This is a genomic window from Porticoccus sp. (assembly GCF_965660005.1).
In the GTDB taxonomy this organism is placed as follows: domain Bacteria; phylum Pseudomonadota; class Gammaproteobacteria; order Pseudomonadales; family Porticoccaceae; genus Porticoccus.
On record NZ_CBFHYF010000019.1, the window covers coordinates 13,349 to 31,797 of the forward strand.

Here is an 18,449-nt window from a genome sequence, read left to right on the forward strand (position 1 = left end):
AACCAGCTGTTGCGTGCCCGAAAGGGGGCCATGATACCGGTTTGGATCAAGCCGTCAAAGTCCTAAAAAGTGCGACCCCAAACAGGCTATTCAATCGTGATTTGTGGGCCCCCAGACCTGTCAGCCACCGCCAGAAGCGCTGCGATACGCGCTGCGATCTGGCCATAATTCACTGCCGCCAAACCTTCCGGCTGCGCAATCACCGAGGGTCTGCCACCATCGACCTGCTCGCGAATCAGGCGATCCAGCGGCAGGGAACCCAGCACCTCGGTATGGTACTGCTCGGCAACCTGCTGGCCACCGCCCTCACCAAAAATGTGCTCCTCATGGCCGCACTGGCTGCAACGATGCATCGCCATATTTTCCACGATACCCAATACCGGAATCTTTACCTTGCTAAACATTTCAATCGCCTTGCGGGCATCCAGCAAGGCAATATCCTGTGGTGTGGTGACGATCACTGCACCCGCCATACTGGCCTTCTGGGCCAAGGTCAACTGGATATCACCGGTCCCCGGTGGCATATCCACTATCAGGTAGTCCAGTGTCCCCCAACGGGTCTGATTGAGCATCTGCATCAGCGCACTGGTCGCCATCGGCCCGCGCCAGACCATGGGTGTCTGTTCGGTGACCAGGTAGCCCATGGACATGGACACAATGCCGTGGGCCGGCACCGGCACAAAGTATTTCCCCTCTTCTACCCGGGGCCGCGTGCCATCGGGCACACCGAGCATCATCGGCACACTGGGGCCGTAGATATCCGCGTCCAGAATACCGACTTTGGCGCCCTGGGCCGCCAGTGCCAGCGCCAGATTCACCGCCGTGGTGGATTTGCCGACGCCACCCTTGCCGGATGCCACACCAATAATATGTTTTACCTCTGCCAGGCCGTCCTGAACAGTTACATCGACCATATGAGATCCCCCTGACTACGGATGAAAAAACGGGTCAAAACCGTTATAGTTGCGCCCCTCTAACAGCATTCGATGACAACCGCTATTGACCGCGTCGATTCCCAACGCCAACCACAGCAGCTTCCAACATGACTGAACGCCGAAAAATTCTTGTCACCAGCGCCCTGCCCTATGCCAATGGTTCAATCCATCTGGGACATCTGGTGGAATACATCCAGACGGATATCTGGGTTCGTTTCCAGAAAATGCGCGGCCATGAATGTTACTACGTCTGCGCCGATGATGCGCACGGCACCGCCATCATGCTCAAGGCAGAACAGCTCGGCATCAGCCCGGAAGCACTCATCGACCAGGTACGGGAAGAACACCAGCGGGATTTTGCAGCATTTCTGATTGAATTTGACAACTACCACTCCACCCACTCTGCGGAGAACCGCGAGCTGTCATCACTGATTTATTCCCGCCTGCGGGACAACGGTCATATTGCCACACGGGAAATCACCCAGGCCTATGATCCGGAAAAACATCTGTTTCTGGCGGATCGCTATATCAAGGGCACCTGTCCCAAATGCAGAACTGACGACCAGTACGGCGATAACTGCGAAGCCTGCGGAGCCACCTATGCGCCCACGGACCTGATCAACCCGGTCTCGGTCATCTCCGGAGCCACACCGGTGGAGAAGGTCTCCACGCACTATTTCTTCAAGTTGCCGGAATTCACCGACTTTCTCAAAGCCTGGACCCGTGCCGGCCATGTGCAGGAAGAGGTGGCCAACAAGCTCGGAGAATGGCTCGAGGGCGGTCTGCACGAGTGGGATATCAGCCGCGATGCCCCCTATTTCGGCTTCGAAATCCCCGATGCACCGGGCAAATACTTCTATGTCTGGCTGGATGCGCCGATCGGCTACATGGCCAGCTTCAAGCATCTCTGCGAGCGGGAAGGCATCGATTTCGACGCCTTCTGGAGCGAACAGGCCGAGAGCGAGCTGTACCACTTTATCGGCAAGGATATTGTCAATTTTCACGCCCTGTTCTGGCCGGCCATGCTCAGCAGCGCAGGGTTCCGCACCCCATCGGCTATCTGCGTACATGGCTTTTTGACGGTGAACGGCAAGAAAATGTCGAAGTCCCGAGGCACCTTTATCAATGCCCGCAGCTATCTGGACAATCTCAATCCCGAATATCTGCGCTATTATTTTGCCGCCAAGCTCTCTTCGGGTGTCGATGATCTGGACCTGAATCTGGACGACTTCATCCAGCGGGTCAACAGCGATCTGGTGGGCAAAGTGGTCAACATTGCCAGTCGCTGCGCCAAATTTGTCAACAAGGGTAACGATGGCGTATTGGCGGCCAGTATTGCCGATGAAGCCCTGTGGCATCGTGTCTCCGCAGCTGCCGACAGTATTGCCGACTACTACGAGCAGCGGGAATTCGGCAAAGCGATCCGCGAAATCATGTCACTCGCCGATGCGGCCAACGAATATATTGCCGCGAAAGCACCCTGGCAGCTGGCAAAGGAAGAAGTCCGCGAACAAGAGGTGCAGGACATCTGCTCTCTCGGTATCAACCTGTTCCGCGCCCTGATGATTTACCTGAAGCCAGTGCTGCCTGCGATGGCCGCAGAGGCAGAGGCATTCCTCAACAGCCCGTTGGACTGGCCCACCAAAATCGAACCGCTGCTGAACCACCGCATCGACAATTTCAAACCGTTGATGCAGCGGGTAGACCCGGACAGGGTGGCCGCTATGCTGGAAGCCAGCAAGGAAGCACTGGCGGAAACCACAACAACCCCACTCTCGGAACCATTGATCGACGAGCCACTGGCTGCGGAAATCGGCTTCGAGGATTTTATCAAGGTGGATCTGCGTGTGGCGCGCATTGTGGCGGCAAAAGCGGTAGAGGGTGCCGACAAACTGCTGCAACTGACACTGGATATCGGCGGCGAGACCCGCACGGTATTTTCCGGGATCAAGTCCTCCTATCAGCCAGAACATCTGGAAGGCAGGCTGACCGTGCTGGTGGCCAATCTGGCACCCCGAAAAATGCGCTTTGGTCTGTCGGAAGGGATGGTACTCGCGGCCGGGGACAAACAGGGTATCTATTTGTTGTCTCCCGATAGTGGCGCGCAACCCGGGCAGCGAATCGTCTGAACAACCGGCAGCGATACTGCCGTATCACTAAACGCTATACCTTATGGCCAAATAAACTAACCAGCTTGTGTTTTATGCTTATTAGTCAGCAATACAGCCCGTTATAATGGCTGAAGTTACATCAGCTCCCTTTACAAGCGAGACAGGACGAAATGCAGGAATTTGCCGTCATTCTGATCAGTGCCATCCTGGTGAACAACTTTGTTCTGGTCCAGTTTCTTGGTCTGTGCCCCTTCATGGGGGTCTCCAACAAACTGGAAACAGCTATCGGCATGGCCGGAGCGACCACTTTCGTACTGACACTCGCCGCCATGTCCAGCTACCTGGTGAATACGTGGATTCTGCTACCTCTGGAACTGGGCTACCTGAAAACCATCGCCTTCATTCTCGTTATCGCAGTGGTCGTGCAGTTCACCAAAATGTTTATCGAAAAAACCAGCCCCCTGCTGTATCGGGTTCTGGGGGTATTTCTGCCGCTGATTACCACCAATTGTGCAGTACTTGGGGTAGCGTTACAGAATACCGCCAAGGCCCACAACCTGTTCCAGTCCACGCTGTATGGTTTCGGTGCCGCCATCGGCTTTTCACTGGTATTGATTCTGTTTTCCGCCATGCGAGAGAGACTGGCGGTGGCCGACGTACCAACACCTTTTCGCGGAGCCGCCATCGGCATGATTACCGCCGGTCTGATGTCATTGGCCTTCATGGGCTTTAGCGGGCTGGTATAGGGTTTCTCCGTGCTTGAGTTGATTCTTCAAAATCCGCTGATCGCCGCACTGGTTGCACTGGTGGGGCTGGCACTGGTGTTTGGTGCTGTGCTGGGCTTTGCCGCCATTAAATTCCGTATTGAAGGCGACCCGATTGTCCAGCAGATCGATAACCTGTTACCCCAGACCCAGTGCGGTCAATGTGGTTATCCCGGCTGCCGCCCTTACGCCCAGGCCATTGCCAATGGCGATGTAATCAACAAGTGCCCTCCCGGCGGCCAGAGCACCATTAATGCACTGGCCACTCTGCTGGGCGTTGAAGCCCCCTCGCTCGATGCCGCGCACGGCGAGGAGAACGCCATTAAAACCGTGGCGTTTATCCGCGAAGACGAATGCATTGGCTGCACTAAATGTATCCAGGCCTGCCCGGTGGATGCCATTCTCGGTGCCGCCAAAATGATGCATACCGTCATCGCCAGTGAGTGCACCGGTTGCGACCTGTGCGTGGAACCCTGCCCGGTGGACTGCATTGATATGATCCCGGTATCTCAGGGCCTGTCTGATTGGACATGGGATATGCCACCTCCCGCCGGGGAGCAACTCAAGGCCCGGGAGCACTCTGCTGACATCATCGCCACGGATCGGGGAGACCAGGCGGCATGAGAAAGATCTGGGATCTGATCGGCGGTGTCCACCCACCGGAAAACAAGCAGCAGTCGGTGCAACTGCCGATCGGCACGCTCCCCTTGCCGGAAAAGTTGGTTATTCCGCTCAACCAGCATATGGGCGCACCGGCCAGGCTGTTGGTGACTGCCGGAGATCATGTTCTCAAGGGGCAGGAGCTCGCCGAACCCAGTGGGTTGGTCAGTGTCGGCGTTCATGCCTCCACATCGGGTACGATCAGCGATATCAGTGACTATCCGATCCCTCACCCCTCGGGTATGGCGGCTCGCTGCATCACGCTGATACCGGACGGGCAGGAACAGTGGATTGATTTCGCGGGCATCGATACGGCAACGTATTCCTTTCAGGATTACAGTCCGGCCAAATTACTGGAAATGATTCGTCAGGCGGGAATTGCCGGCCTCGGCGGTGCCGGTTTTCCCTCAGCAGTCAAGCTGTCTCCCCGCAAGGCCATCACCACCCTGATTATCAACGCGACTGAGTGCGAACCCTACATCACCGCCGATGACATGCTGATGCGCGAGCGGGCTCAGGCCATAGTGGAGGGCATCCAGATCCTCAGCTATATTCTCGGCGGTCCGGAAGAAGTGCTGATCGGTATAGAAGACAACAAACCCGAAGCGCACGCGGCACTGGAACCCTTTGTCCGGGATACGCATATTCAACTGGTTGCATTCCCCACGCGCTACCCCTCCGGTGGCGAGAAACAACTCATTCAGATCCTCACCGGCCGTGAGGTCCCCAGCGGAGGGCTGCCTGCGGACATCGGCATTGTCTGTCAGAATGTGGGCACGGCTTTCGCGGTCCAAAAGGCCATTTATTGCGGCGAGCCGCTGATCTCCCGCATCACCACGGTAACCGGGCGAGCCTGCGCTACCAACCGGAACTATGAGGTACTGATCGGCACGCCGATCACCCACCTGCTTGCGCACAACGGCTTTGATCAGGACAACTGCTCCCGACTGATCATGGGTGGTCCGATGATGGGTTTCACCCTCACTGACCCCGATATACCGGTCATTAAAAGCACGAACTGTATTCTTGCGCCGTCGAGGGAAGAATCGCCCACTCCGCTACCGGCTCAGCCCTGTATTCGCTGCGGCATGTGCGCGGAGGCCTGTCCCGCCAGCCTGCTGCCCCAGCAGCTGTTCTGGTATGCCCAGTCGCACAACCACGAACGACTCGAAGCCCATAATCTGTTCGATTGCATCGAGTGTGGGGCCTGCTCCTATGTCTGCCCGAGCAATATCCCGCTGGTGCAGTATTACCGGGCTGCCAAAGGTGAAATTCGCAAGCAGGCACAGGAAAAAATCAAATCTGATAGAGCCAGAGCTCGATTCGAATTCCAAAAAGCCCGCAAGGAGCAGGAAGAAATGGCCAAAGCTGCCAAGCGGGAAGCCCGCAAACAGGCGGCTGAACAGGCCAAGACGCTGGCTGCCGAGGGCAGCAACGGGTCCTCGGGAAGCGAGGATATTGTCAAGGCAGCCATGGCCCGTGCCGCCGAGCATCAGGCCTCTCCCGAGGAACAGAAGGCCAGACTTGAGCGCGGCATTGCCCGGGCGGAAAGCCATTTGCACACCGTGGAAAAACGGCTTGAGGCAATTCGCCACGAGGGCACCGGGCAACAACAGGAACAGGCCCAGGCCGCCGTCGAGGATGCCCGGCGGCGACTCGAGGATGCCCGCAAAAAACGGGTGCAACTCGACGATACCGCTGGCTCGGGGAATACCGACAGGGTGATGGATCGACTACAGGCCAGCCCCCGGGAAACGCTGGAAAACAAAATTGCCAGCTGCGAAGAACGGATTGCGGCCACCCGGCAGAAAATTGCCGACAGCGATGATGAGAGTCTGAAAGCCGCTCTGACAAGTGGCCTTGAAAAACAGCAGGCCAAACTGGTCGATGCACAACAAGCATTGGCAGCGCTGCCAGAGGATGCTGGCAATATTCCTGTAACCCGCGAAACCACCGATGCCGCGACGACGGCGATTGCCCGGGCTCAGGCACGAGCAGCGACCACCCGTGACATGCCGACGGCAGAACAGCTCCGTCAAACTGTAATTGCACTGGAAGGGCGTATCGAGAAAGCCAAGGCTAAACTGGATGAGGCGAAGGCCGGCGAGTCAGAATACGTCAATGCCCTGCAGTCCGGCCTGGAAAAATTACAGAACAAGTTGCTGGACACGCAGCAGCAACTGGATGCCATCGCCAGCTCGTCATCGACTGCCGATGAAGACAGTAGTGATGCAGCCTCATCGGCGATTGCCCGGGCACAGGCGCGGGTGGCAGAACTGGCCGGCATGTCCGAGCAGGATAAGCTGCGCCAAACGGTTGCCTCTCTGAAAAGCCGTCTGGAGAAAGCCCGCATCAAACTGAGAGAAGCGGAAGCAGAGCGCTCTGAGCACGTGGACAGCCTGCGTGCCGCTGCGGAAAAACTACAGATCAGACTGACCGAGGCTGAGCAACAGCTCACCGAATACCACCCTTGACCGGATCTCGCTATGGCGTTGCTTAAAATCACATCACCCCATGCGCATACGGCTCAGAGCACAGGCTCGGTCATGCGACTGGTGCTGCTCGCGACCCTTCCCGGCCTGATCGCGCTGACGCTGTTTTTCGGCTGGGGCTCACTGATCAATATTCTGCTGGCAAGCACTGTAGCCATACTCTGTGAGGCCGCTGTGATGCGTCTTCGCAAACGGCCCGTGATGTTTTACCTGCGCGACTGCAGTGCACTGGTCACCGCTGTGCTGCTGGGCCTGGCCCTGCCACCCCTGGCGCCCTGGTGGGTAGTTCTCATAGGTACCAGCTTTGCCATCCTGATTGCCAAACACCTCTATGGCGGATTGGGCTACAACCCGTTCAACCCCGCCATGGTGGGCTATGTGGTGCTGCTGATTTCCTTTCCCGTACAGATGACCGCGTGGCCTGCACCACTGCCGTTATACGCGGAGGGCGCTTCACTGCCCGGATTCCTGGCCGCATTAAAGATTGTCTTCAGCTTGCCCGGCATGGACACAGTGGACGCCTTTACCGCAGCAACACCACTGGACGTACTCCGGCAGAATAATGGGCTGCTGATCAACCAATTGTACGAACAGGATCCGTTGTTCAATCTCGGTGACTGGGCCGGGGCGGGCTGGGAATGGGTCAATCTGGGCTTTTTGCTGGGGGGTTGTTTCCTACTCTATCGCCGGGTGTTTACCTGGCACGGCCCGGTTGCCATGCTGGTCAGTCTCAGTGTCTGTGCGGCCCTGTTTTATGACAGTGGCAGTTCTGCCAGCCACGGCTCACCCCTCATGCATCTGCTCTCTGGCGGCACCATGCTGGGCGCGTTCTTTATTCTGACTGACCCGGTCAGTTCCGCCACCAGCAACCGCGGCCGACTGATTTTCGGTGCGCTGATCGGCGTACTGATTTTCATTATTCGCAGTTGGGGGAGCTACCCGGATGCGGTTGCTTTCGCCGTCCTGTTGATGAACTTTGCCGCCCCGCTGATTGATAACTACACACTGCCCCGAACCTATGGTCACAAAAAACCCCGCCACGCAACGGAGAAAAAGGAATGAGCATGGCTTCGCTGGGTAAGTCCATCAGTTTCAACAGCCTGCTGCTGGGCCTGTTTGCCCTGATTACGGCGGCACTGCTGTCGGTCACCTTTCTCGGGACCAAGGAACCCATCGCCGACGCCAAGCGCGAGGTCGCCAAGCGGGCCCTGCTGGAAATCGTCCCGCTGGACAGGCACACCAATGACTTGCTGGTGGATACAGTGGTGATCCCCGCTGAATTCTGGCCAGTCCTGGGTATCGAGGATGGCGTGGCGAATATTGCCCGTCAGGATGACGAATTGGTCGCCGTCATACTGCCCTCTGTGGCCGAGGATGGCTACAGCGGTGATATTCAGATGATTATCGGTATCAATCTGGACGGTACAGTGGCGGGGGTTCGGGTGATTTCCCATCGGGAAACTCCCGGCCTGGGTGACAAAGTCGATCTGAACAAGAGTGACTGGATCCTGGGTTTCAACGGAAAATCACTGCGCAACCCGTCACCTGACAACTGGAAAGTGAAAAAAGATGGCGGGGATTTTGACCAGTTCACCGGCGCGACCATCACGCCACGAGCCGTGGTTAATCAGGTACGCAAAACCTTGCAATACTTTAATGCAGACCGGGAGCGACTGCTGAAAGCCGCCCAACGGCCTGCTGCAACTCCACAACCAGCGATAAAGGATGACAAAAATGGCGGATGAAACCACCACCTATCGCGACATCACCCGCAATGGTCTGTGGACCAACAACGCGGCACTGGTGCAATTGCTTGGCCTGTGCCCCTTGCTGGCCGTCACCGGGTCGGTAGTCAATGCCCTGGGACTTGGCCTCGCCACCATGCTGGTACTGACGGGTTCGAATATCGTGGTGTCGATGATTCGCCGCCAGGTTTCGGAAGCGGTCAAGATCCCGGCTTTTGTGATGATCATTGCCACATTTACCACCTGCACGGAATTGCTGATGCAGGCATTCACCTACGAGTTGTATGTCATTCTGGGAATTTTTATCCCATTGATCGTCACTAACTGCGCTATTCTTGGGCGCGCCGAGGCATTTGCCAGCAAAAATCCTGTGGGCGCATCCGCATTGGATGGACTCATGATGGGCGCCGGTTTCGGACTGGTGCTTCTGGTGATCGGGGCCATCCGGGAAATCCTGGGCAGCGGTACGCTGTTTGCCAACATGCATCTGCTGTTCGGGCCGGTGGCCGAGAGTTGGTCATTGCAGCTATTTGGCAATGGTTACGGATTTCTGGTGATCATCCTGCCGCCAGGGGCTTTTCTGGTGGCAGGGATGCTGATTGCCCTGAAAAATGTCATCGACAATCGTGTTGAACGGCGCAGAATGAGCCGCCAGTTACCGGTGACCAAAGGGGCCAAGCGAGTGCGGACGACCGGGGCAATCAACTGAGGGTTTTCGACAAAACCTGACGGCAAAAAACCGTTCCCTCTCCGCCGTTGACTCTGCCCTGCACGCCTCATAGCATCAAGCTGTTCGAGTTCAGGATATCTGGGGGAACGCATGAAAAAAACCGGCGCATGGCTTACCCGATATGCATTGGAGCATATCGGAGTCACTCACACCTTCGGGATACCCGGTTTTCACAACACAGCGATTTATGCCGAACTTCAGCAATCCGAAACCATTACCCCCTACCTGGTGACTCATGAAGTCTCGGCCGCTTTCATGGCCGACGCCATCAGCCGCACGACAAATACGATCGGCACACTGCTGATTGTACCCGGTGTCGGCGTTACCCACGCGGCAAGTGGTATCGGTGAGGCGTTTCTCGGTGGCATTCCACTGCTAGTCATTGCCGGTGGTGTTGATTATCAAACCAACCACCGTTTTCAGCGACAGGATATCGACCATCGAGCCCTGTTGACACCCATCACCAAGGCAACCTATCTGGTCGAACACGTTACGGATATTGTACCCACCATTTTTGAAGCCTACCGCACTGCGATAGAGGGGGAGCCCGGCCCGGCCTTTGTGGAAATTCCGGTCAACCTCCAGACCCGTAGAACTGACGCCGGCTCGCTGCCTGTTTTCAACGGACATCGAATCAATCCACCGCTGGATATGGCTGCCATTGAGCTGGCCGGCGAGATGCTGAGCAAAGCGGAACATCCGGGGTTACTGGTTGGCTGGGGAGCCCGCGAAGCAAGCGAGTCCATAAAGGCACTGGCTGTCCATCTCAATGCACCGGTTGCAACAACCCTGCACGGGCTGAGTGTTTTTCCAGCCAATCACCCCCTGCACACCGGTATGGGTTTTGGTCCCGCTGCGGTGCCGGCAGCACAACACGCCTTTGCCAACTGTGACTGCCTGCTGGCAATCGCCACCCGTTTTTCCGAGATCCCCACCGGCAACTACGGTCTCAGCATGCCGGAGACATTGATCCATGTGGATATCAATCCAGCGGTATTCAACGCCAATTACCCGGCGGCACTGACTCTTCTCGGCGACGCGTGCGACGTGGTTACCGCACTGACAAGTGCGATCAATACAGACCTGTCGGCACCAAACATGGACAATGCAGTGACCGCAAAGATCGCCATCGACAAACGAAATTACCTGGCCAACTGGCGAAAACATCCCGGCAAACGGGTCAATCCAGCGCATTTTTTTACCGCACTGCGCCAACACATGCCAGACGATGCGCTGGTGGCCTGCGACGATGGCAATCACATGTTTCTGGCTGCAGAATTATTACCAATCCACCAACCCGGGGGATTTATCTGCCCTGGCGACTTCAATGCCATGGGTTATGGGGTACCCGCTGCCAATGCATTGAAACTGGCTCACCCACAAAAAACAGTGATCGGGCTTGTCGGTGACGGCGCAATGATGATGACGGGAATGGAAGCACTGACTGCCAGCAAGTATCAGCTCGGCATCATTTACTGTCTGTTTAATGACGGCGAGGTTTCCAGTCAGCCCCGACAACTACCCGGTCAGACAACACAAATGCTCAAACTCGGCGAGGCGGACTGGGTGTCTTTTGCCCACGCAGTCGGCTGCGAATATGTGGCCATTGACGATAATGCCGACATTGAATCAGCCCTGAATACAGCATTTGCTCTGGCGAAGGAAAGCCGACCGGTAATGATCGATATCCACATTGATTACAGCAAGCAAAGCGCCTTCAATGAAGGCATCCGGGCAACCCGGCCAAAACACTTTGCCGGACCATCAAAGGCCAGAACGTTTGCCCGGGCTCTGAAAGAGAAAATTATTGGCTGATGGGTAGGCGGATTTGGTACTACCGGGTGCTTAAACTGTTCCTCAAAGCCTGCTAGGCTCTGTCTTCGAATAAATGACAAGAACCCGCCTATGAATCCAACACCGTGGCTCGGTCAGTTTCGCCTGATGGCTCTCCTCGCCGGCCCCCTGCTGGGCATACTGGTGTTCATGATAGTTCCAGACCGGACGGTTTCCCTGAATGATCAAATGATTGTGTTGGGCACGCCGGGCAGAGCCACTGCAGGTCTGGCCACCTGGATGGCGGTCTGGTGGCTGACGGAAGCCATTTCCATTTACGCCACAGCATTATTGCCACTTGCCGTACTACCCTTGGTCGGCGCCAGTGATATCCATCTCACCGCCAAAGCCTATGCCCACCCGATGATTTTCCTGTTTCTGGGGGGATTCATTCTGGCATTGGCGCTGGAACGGTGGCATCTGCACCACCGCTTTGCCCTGACGGTGCTGCGCCTAGTGGGCACCAAACCCGCTACTCTGGTCGGTGGTTTCATGTTTGTCTCTGCCACCATGAGCATGTGGATCACCAATACGGCAACCGTGCTGGTGATGTTGCCGATGCTGCTCAGTATTATCCATCTGCTCGATAAAAATGCGCCCAACCGGGAAAACTTCAGTCTATGCCTGCTGTTGGGTGTGGCCTATGCCGCGTCCATTGGCGGCGTGGGGACCATTGTCGGCACTGTGCCGAACATGTTTACGGTCTCTTTTATCCAGAATGAGCTGGGAATCGAAATCAGCTTTACCCGCTGGCTCAGTATAGGCTTGCCCCTGGTGGTGGTCTTTGTTCCTCTCACCTGGTGGTTGCTGACCCACTGCATATACCCGCCGGGAAAAACGCCTATTGATGGCAAATTCCTCCATGAGCCAACCGAACCATGGACGCTTGGTGCCAAACTAACCCTGGTAATTTTTCTGCTCACAGCCCTGGGGTGGATTGCCCAACCACTGCTGACAGGATTGCCTTGGCTCGGTGGACTGAGCGATACCGGTGTGGCCATTCTCGCCACCTTGCTACTGTTCACCATTCCCGTAAGCCTCAGGAAACGCCAATTCCTGATGGACTGGGATACAGCAACGCGGGTGCCCTGGGGTGTGCTGCTGCTGTTCGGTGGTGGCCTGGCTCTGGCTGGTGCCATCAGTAGCACGGGCGTCGGGGAACTGCTGGCACTACAGCTGGCAGGTGTAGAGGATTTTCCGCCACTGGTGATGACGCTACTGGTGGTGATTCTGGTTATTTTTTTGACCGAGCTGACCAGTAATACGGCCACCACCACTACACTGGTACCGATCTTTTCGGCCATGGCGATCGGGTTGGGCATCGACCCGTTGACCACCATTATCCCGGCCACCATTGCTGCCAGTTTTGCCTTCATGCTGCCTGTGGCCACGCCGCCAAATGCCATTGTCTTCAGTGCTGATATTATCCGTATTCCTCAAATGGCCAGAGCCGGTTTCTGGCTCAATATCTCCGGGGCGCTGGTCATCACACTGGTCCTGCACCTGACTTTGAAAACGGGTCTGACAGGCTAGGAACCAGCCTTCACCTGTAACCGGGAGTTCCAATGCATATCTGGGTCGATGCCGATGCCTGCCCCAACCCCATCAAGGAAATTCTGTTTCGCGCAGCGCAGCGCTGCCAGATTCCACTGACACTGGTTGCCAATCATCTGGTAAAAATTCCTGCTTCACCGCTGATCAAGGCCCGACAGGTGGAGAGCGGATTTGATGTGGCTGACAACTATATCGCTCAACAGGTGATCGCGGGTGATATTGTCGTTACTGGCGATATCCCACTGGCTGCGGAAGCTGTTGAGAAAGGCGCACAGGTGATCGGCCACAGAGGGGAACACTTTACCCCGGCCAATATCCGCCAGCGACTGGCCATGCCCAACCTAATGGAGGAATTACGCAATACCGGAGATCTAAAAGGTGGTTCCGGCAGCCTCGGTCATACCGAACGCCAGCAGTTTGCCAATGTGCTGGACAGGCTGCTCGAAGTGAGACCGAAATAGCTTCCGACACCTGTTCTGGATGGGAAAATTCTTTATCCCTCATAGCGATACGCGTATACTTGCGCCCCTATTTTCATCCGGCCTACGGCCATACAGGCGTATTTATGTCTTCCCCCGATTTTGTATCGCTGGGCATCTCCAAACCAGTGCTTCAGGCTGTTCAGGAACTCGGTTACGAGCAGCCCTCTCCCATTCAGGCCCAAAGTATTCCGATATTGCTGGAAGGTGCCAACCTGCTCGGTATCGCACAAACCGGCACCGGTAAAACCGCCGCCTTTGCCCTGCCGCTACTGAGTCGCCTGGATAGCAGCCAGTCGGCTCCGCAAATTCTGGTGCTGGCGCCTACCCGTGAACTGGCCATTCAGGTTGCCGAGGCTTTCCAGACTTATGCCCGTCATCTGAAGAGCTTCCACGTCCTGCCTATATACGGTGGCCAGGACATGCGCGGACAATTGCGAGGCCTGCAGCGTGGCGTGCAGGTCATTGTCGGCACACCGGGCCGCATACTCGACCACCTGCGCCGCCGCAGTCTGGATCTGAGCAAGCTCCGCGCTCTGGTACTGGACGAAGCCGATGAAATGCTGCGCATGGGCTTTATCGATGATGTGGAGACCATCCTTGCGGAAACTCCTTCCAGCTGTCAGCGCGCGCTGTTTTCAGCCACCATGCCCCCGGCTATTCGCCGTGTGGTGAAGAAATACCTCGGCGATGCCAGGGAAGTCAGTATCGCCGCCAAAACCCGTACCGTGGAGCGGATCAGCCAACGCTATCTGATGGTACAGGGCCGCCATAAACTGGATGCCCTCACCCGGATTCTGGAAGTGGAAGAATTTGATGGCATGCTGATTTTTGTGCGCACCAAATCCACCACGGTTGAGCTGGCCGAAAAACTGGAAGCGAGGGGCTTTTCCGCCGCCGCCCTGAACGGTGATTTGAGTCAGGCCCTGCGTGAGCGCACCGTCAACCGCCTGAAGAAAGGTGATGTGGATATCGTGGTTGCCACTGATGTGGCGGCACGCGGGCTGGACGTTGATCGCATCAGTCACGTGGTGAACTACGACATCCCCTATGACAACGAATCCTATGTGCACCGGATTGGTCGCACTGGTCGTGCGGGTCGCGAGGGTTCTGCGATACTGTTTGTCGCACCCAAAGAACGGCATTTGTTGCGCGCCATTGAAAAGTCAACGGGCCAGCAGGTAACTTCGATGGAATTGCCCACCGGCGAAGAGGTTAGCACCCAACGGGTTCAGCAGTTCCAGGAACAGATTCTGCGCAATCTCGACACTCAGGATCTCGACCGTTTTCGTGAGTTGCTGGAAAGGCTGGCGCACGACCGTGAACTGTCCATATCCGACATCGCTGCGGCAATGGCATGGCAGTTACAACAGGATCGCCCGCTCTTCCCTAAGCTGGCGTCAATCGAAGTGGCCAGTCACGAAAAGTCCATCGGTCGGGACAGAAAACCCGCCGATGCTGCAGCTCGTGACCGCGCGCCGAAACGTAAGGAAAAACCCGCCGACAAACGCAAGCAACGCGACGAGTTCGGTGAGTTTGAGATGACCACATACCGCATGGAAGTGGGCAAGAACCACGGCGTAACACCCGGTGATATCGTCGGCGCCATTGCCAACGAAGCAGACATTGAAAGCCGCTATATCGGACAGATCAAGCTGTATGACGATCACAGTACGGTTGACCTGCCCGAAGGCATGCCACCTGAATTGCTCAATCATCTGAAGAACAAGGTCAGGGTTTGCCAACAACCGATGAAACTGAGCCCACTGGGTGATGAAACCGGTCGCAGACCCTCCTCGACGAAAGGCAAGCTGTCATTGAAGGCAAGGCCGGGCGGCAAACAGTGCGGTGATACACGAACCAAAAAACCGGAAGCACGTCCAAAAAGAAGTGGCCCACGAGTCAAAAAGTGAGTTGCCTCGCCCCCGAAAAACGGGCTGCTTAAAAAACCGGGCTAACAAGCCCGGTTTTTTGTTTGCTGGAAAGAGAACCCGAGTGTCACATGCGAATCCCCAGTCAACCACAGCGACCCTGTGGAATCAGGCAGACACCCCATCATAGGGATACATCACGACATTGGTTACTTTCCAGGTCTTGTCGTCCTGCTGGCGAAGGGTATAAATGACCTGCCATAGTTGGCGGTTGAGATCAGTGACAATCAACTCCTGGTAAACACGGCCTTCCGACTGGGTGTTTCTTCCAAACAGGTACGATGCAGGCCGGTAGAGCGGCATGTATTGGCTGCGCACCATATCGATAAACACCTGAACAGAGGGAAATACCTGCCTGACATTGGGCGCAGCAAAGGAATAGGCGGCACTGTAATCATCGGTTTTAAAGGCCGATATCTGACCGACAATAACCTGTTGCACTGCCTGCTGATCCGGCTCACTCAACAGGTTTTCCCTGGCCATGGCGGCCGAGGAAAGGAACAAAGCCGCAAGGATCGCGATAACTGAATTGCAGAAAATCAGGTGGGAGCGTCGAATTACCATGGCGGGTTCTCTGGTCGCTTGAATGGGCCAAACACAGTGTGACAGCAGCAGCACAAAAAGTTAGAGCCCGGCATGGCCGATCAGTTCCAAATCCAACCCTGTCCGGGGTACAGAAAGAAAAGCTCCGACGGATTTAAAGCAGCAACCGACGAATATCGGCAATCACATCAACCAGACAGGTCAGAAAACGACCACAATCGGCACCATTCACAATCCGGTGGTCATAGGAAACACTCAGCGGCAACATCAACCTGGGCTTGAACTCTGCGCCATCCCAGACCGGCTTGATCTGCGACCGGGAAACACCAAGAATCGCCGCTTCGGGCGCATTCACAATCGGGGTGAAGCCATTGCCACCAATGGCACCCAAACTGGAAATCGTGAAACAGCCCCCTTGCATCTCGGCAGCCGAAAGCTTGCCATCTCGAGCTCTGGCTGCCATTTCATTGATTTCATCGGTAAGTTGCCAGAGTCCTTTGCGATCCACGTCGCGAATTACCGGAACGACCAACCCCCTGGGAGTATCGACCGCCATGCCGATATGAATATATTTTTTCTCGACAAAGTGCTCGCCATCACTGGCAAGAGAGCGATTGAAGGAGGGGTTGACCGCCAGAGCATGACCACAGGCCTTGAACAGAAACGGCAGCACGGTAAGCCGGGAAGCTTTTTTCTCGGCCTCTGCCTTGAGTGAATGACGAAAAGCTTCAAGCTCCGTAATATCGGCTTCATCAAATTGGGTAACGTGAGGCACATTGAGCCAACAGCGCTGCATATTTGCAGCCGTCAGCTTGTGAATTTTTTGCAATGGGACCCGCTCAACCTTACCAAATCTGGCAAAATCCACCGAGGGTATGGGTGGAATCCCTGGGTTTGTTGCACCAGAGACAGCAGCACTTTCTGACCTTGCCACCGCTTTTTTGACATAATCGTGCAGGTCCTCCTTGAGAATGCGTCCACGTGGCCCGGAGCCTGTAACCTTCTGCAAGTCGACACCCAATTCTCGAGCCAATGCCCGCGAAGCTGGGCCGGCATAGACCTCGGCGGCGGCATCGCCTGTTTTCGATGCCGCAACCGGTTGATCAGACTCTTCTTCACTAGCCACAGGCTCTTCTGCCACTTCCGGTTTTGTACCGGAAGCAATATCGGTTTCAGAGGATGCCTTGCCACCTGATTCAGATTCGAGATCAGCCTTTTCCGCAGGATTGGATACTCTGTCCTCGCCTGGCTTTTCATCACGCTTTGCTGGGGTATCGCTGACGCCGGGTTGATCGGAAGCCGACATTTTTTTCATGCGAGCGATTGTATCGCCAGTGGCAATCCGGTCACCTACACGGGCCATTACCCGGATCAGCTCCCCGGCAAAAGGAGCCGGTAATTCCATACTGGCCTTGTCCGTTTCCACCACCAGAATGCCATCGCCTTCGGCGAGCTGATCTCCTGCTGAAACCATAATTTCAATGACTTCAACCTCATCGGCACCGCCGATATCCGGCACCAGAACATCCTCTTCAGCGGCTGGGCTTCCAGCCGCGGAGAACTCAGTCTGTTTGTCAGGCACTTCCTCGACAGTTTCAGATCCAGAATTCTCTTCTGCACGGGCAGAAGTATCATCCTTTTCCTCTGACTGTGCAGCATCGCTCTGTTTTTCCGAAGAGGCTGGCTGCTCCTCTGTATCCGCATCACCCGCTGTTATCTCGATTTCGAGGATGGGTGATCCTTCACTCACCCTGTCCCCCTCCTTGACCAACAGCTTTTTAACAAGGCCAGCCTGAGGACTCGGTACATCCATGGTGGCTTTATCGGATTCCAGCACAATAAGGGATTGTTCCAGCGCCACGGTATCGCCCGCCGCAACACAGAGCTCGATGACATCAACCGTATCAGCGCCACCGAGGTCAGGGACCAGAATAGTTTCAGAAGTCACAGTTTATTCTCGTTTTCAACAGCACAATGGGTTGGCTTTATCCGGATCAAGACCAAACTCTTTAATGGCCTTGGCAACCAGAGATTTATCAATTTTTCCTTCATCAGCCAGCGCCCCCAGTGCCGCCACCGCAATAAAATAGCGATCCACCTCGAAGAAATGACGCAGTTTTTCACGGCTGTCGCTGCGCCCGAAACCATCCGTGCCCAACACATGATAATTGGCGGGAATAAAAGCGCGGAGCTGTTCGGTATAGGTTTTGACATAGTCCGTGGCCACCACCACCGGGCCTTTCCTGCCCTGCAATTGGGCAGTGATGTATGCTACCTGCGGTTCACTCTCGGGATGCATCCGGTTCCAGCGCTGTACCGCCTGGCCGTCACGAGCCAGTTGATTAACGCTGGTCAGGCTCCAGATATCAGCTGCCACTTTGAACTTGTCCCTGAGGATCACCGCTGCCGCCCGGACTTCATTAAGGATAGCCCCGGCGCCCATCAACTGAACTTTCAGCTTGGTATTCTTTTCGGCTTCCAGCAGGTAGATACCCTTAACAATACCTTCTTCAACACCTTTTGGCATGGCGGGCTGTGCATAATTTTCGTTCATGGTGGTGATGTAGTAGAAGCAATTTTCACGCGCCTGAAACATCGCCCGCAAACCCTCCTGAATAATTACCACCAGCTCATAACCATAGGCAGGGTCATAAGTGCGGCAGTTAGGTACA

General features: G+C 55.8%; 15 protein-coding genes. 11 read left to right on the top strand and 4 right to left on the bottom strand.

Annotated features, from left to right (window positions below):
- Positions 1-86 precede the first annotated feature (86 nt).
- Complete coding sequence (gene apbC / locus ACTF5G_RS05980) at positions 87-914, bottom strand: iron-sulfur cluster carrier protein ApbC (RefSeq protein ID WP_438951912.1); 828 nt, start codon at positions 912-914, stop codon at positions 87-89.
- A 128-nt stretch (positions 915-1,042) separates the two neighbouring features.
- Here apbC and metG point away from each other — a divergent pair, with 128 nt between their 5' ends.
- From metG to ACTF5G_RS06035, 11 genes are all read left to right on the top strand, one after another.
- Positions 1,043-3,064, top strand: a complete 2,022-nt coding sequence (gene metG / locus ACTF5G_RS05985; protein WP_438951913.1) for a methionine--tRNA ligase — start codon at positions 1,043-1,045, stop codon at positions 3,062-3,064.
- 152 nt (positions 3,065-3,216) lie between these two features.
- Complete coding sequence (rsxA, locus tag ACTF5G_RS05990) at positions 3,217-3,792, top strand: electron transport complex subunit RsxA (RefSeq protein WP_438951914.1); 576 nt, start codon at positions 3,217-3,219, stop codon at positions 3,790-3,792.
- Positions 3,793-3,801: 9 nt separating this feature from the next.
- On the top strand, positions 3,802-4,434 hold the full coding sequence (gene rsxB / locus ACTF5G_RS05995; RefSeq protein ID WP_438951915.1) for an electron transport complex subunit RsxB: 633 nt from the start codon (positions 3,802-3,804) through the stop codon (positions 4,432-4,434).
- Positions 4,431-6,944, top strand: a complete 2,514-nt coding sequence (gene rsxC, locus ACTF5G_RS06000) for an electron transport complex subunit RsxC (RefSeq protein WP_438951916.1) — start codon at positions 4,431-4,433, stop codon at positions 6,942-6,944. Before rsxB ends, rsxC begins: the two co-directional genes overlap by 4 nt.
- A gap of 12 nt (positions 6,945-6,956) precedes the next feature.
- Entirely contained in the window at positions 6,957-8,024 is a 1,068-nt protein-coding gene (gene rsxD, locus ACTF5G_RS06005) for an electron transport complex subunit RsxD (protein ID WP_438951917.1), read from the top strand.
- A complete protein-coding gene (gene rsxG / locus ACTF5G_RS06010; RefSeq protein ID WP_438951918.1) occupies positions 8,021-8,707 on the top strand; it encodes an electron transport complex subunit RsxG in 687 nt (228 codons plus the stop codon). The genes rsxD and rsxG overlap by 4 nt, the downstream gene beginning before the upstream one ends.
- Positions 8,697-9,416: an electron transport complex subunit E gene (locus tag ACTF5G_RS06015; RefSeq protein ID WP_438951919.1), complete on the top strand. Its 720-nt coding sequence runs from the start codon at positions 8,697-8,699 to the stop codon at positions 9,414-9,416. Before rsxG ends, ACTF5G_RS06015 begins: the two co-directional genes overlap by 11 nt.
- Positions 9,417-9,527: 111 nt before the next feature.
- The gene (locus ACTF5G_RS06020) at positions 9,528-11,252 is read left to right on the top strand and encodes a thiamine pyrophosphate-binding protein (protein WP_438951920.1); all 1,725 of its coding nucleotides are present in this window, start codon (positions 9,528-9,530) and stop codon (positions 11,250-11,252) included.
- A 90-nt stretch (positions 11,253-11,342) separates the two neighbouring features.
- A complete protein-coding gene (locus tag ACTF5G_RS06025) occupies positions 11,343-12,803 on the top strand; it encodes an SLC13 family permease (protein ID WP_438951921.1) in 1,461 nt (486 codons plus the stop codon).
- A gap of 32 nt (positions 12,804-12,835) precedes the next feature.
- A complete protein-coding gene (locus tag ACTF5G_RS06030; RefSeq protein ID WP_438951922.1) occupies positions 12,836-13,285 on the top strand; it encodes a YaiI/YqxD family protein in 450 nt (149 codons plus the stop codon).
- 104 nt (positions 13,286-13,389) lie between these two features.
- Positions 13,390-15,216 carry a DEAD/DEAH box helicase gene (locus ACTF5G_RS06035; RefSeq protein WP_438951923.1) on the top strand — a complete coding sequence of 609 codons (1,827 nt, stop codon included), beginning with the start codon at positions 13,390-13,392 and terminating at the stop codon, positions 15,214-15,216.
- Between the two features lie 126 nt (positions 15,217-15,342).
- On the opposite strand, the gene ACTF5G_RS06040 is transcribed toward ACTF5G_RS06035, so the two are convergent.
- From ACTF5G_RS06040 to ACTF5G_RS06050, 3 genes are all read right to left on the bottom strand, one after another.
- Positions 15,343-15,798 (bottom strand): DUF4864 domain-containing protein, encoded by a 456-nt coding sequence (locus ACTF5G_RS06040; protein ID WP_438951924.1) that lies wholly within the window; start codon positions 15,796-15,798, stop codon positions 15,343-15,345.
- A gap of 133 nt (positions 15,799-15,931) precedes the next feature.
- Positions 15,932-17,725, bottom strand: a complete 1,794-nt coding sequence (gene aceF, locus ACTF5G_RS06045) for a dihydrolipoyllysine-residue acetyltransferase (protein WP_438951925.1) — start codon at positions 17,723-17,725, stop codon at positions 15,932-15,934.
- Positions 17,726-17,740: 15 nt separating this feature from the next.
- On the bottom strand, positions 17,741-18,449 hold a 709-nt coding region (locus tag ACTF5G_RS06050), incomplete at its 5' end, for a transketolase-like TK C-terminal-containing protein (RefSeq protein WP_438951926.1).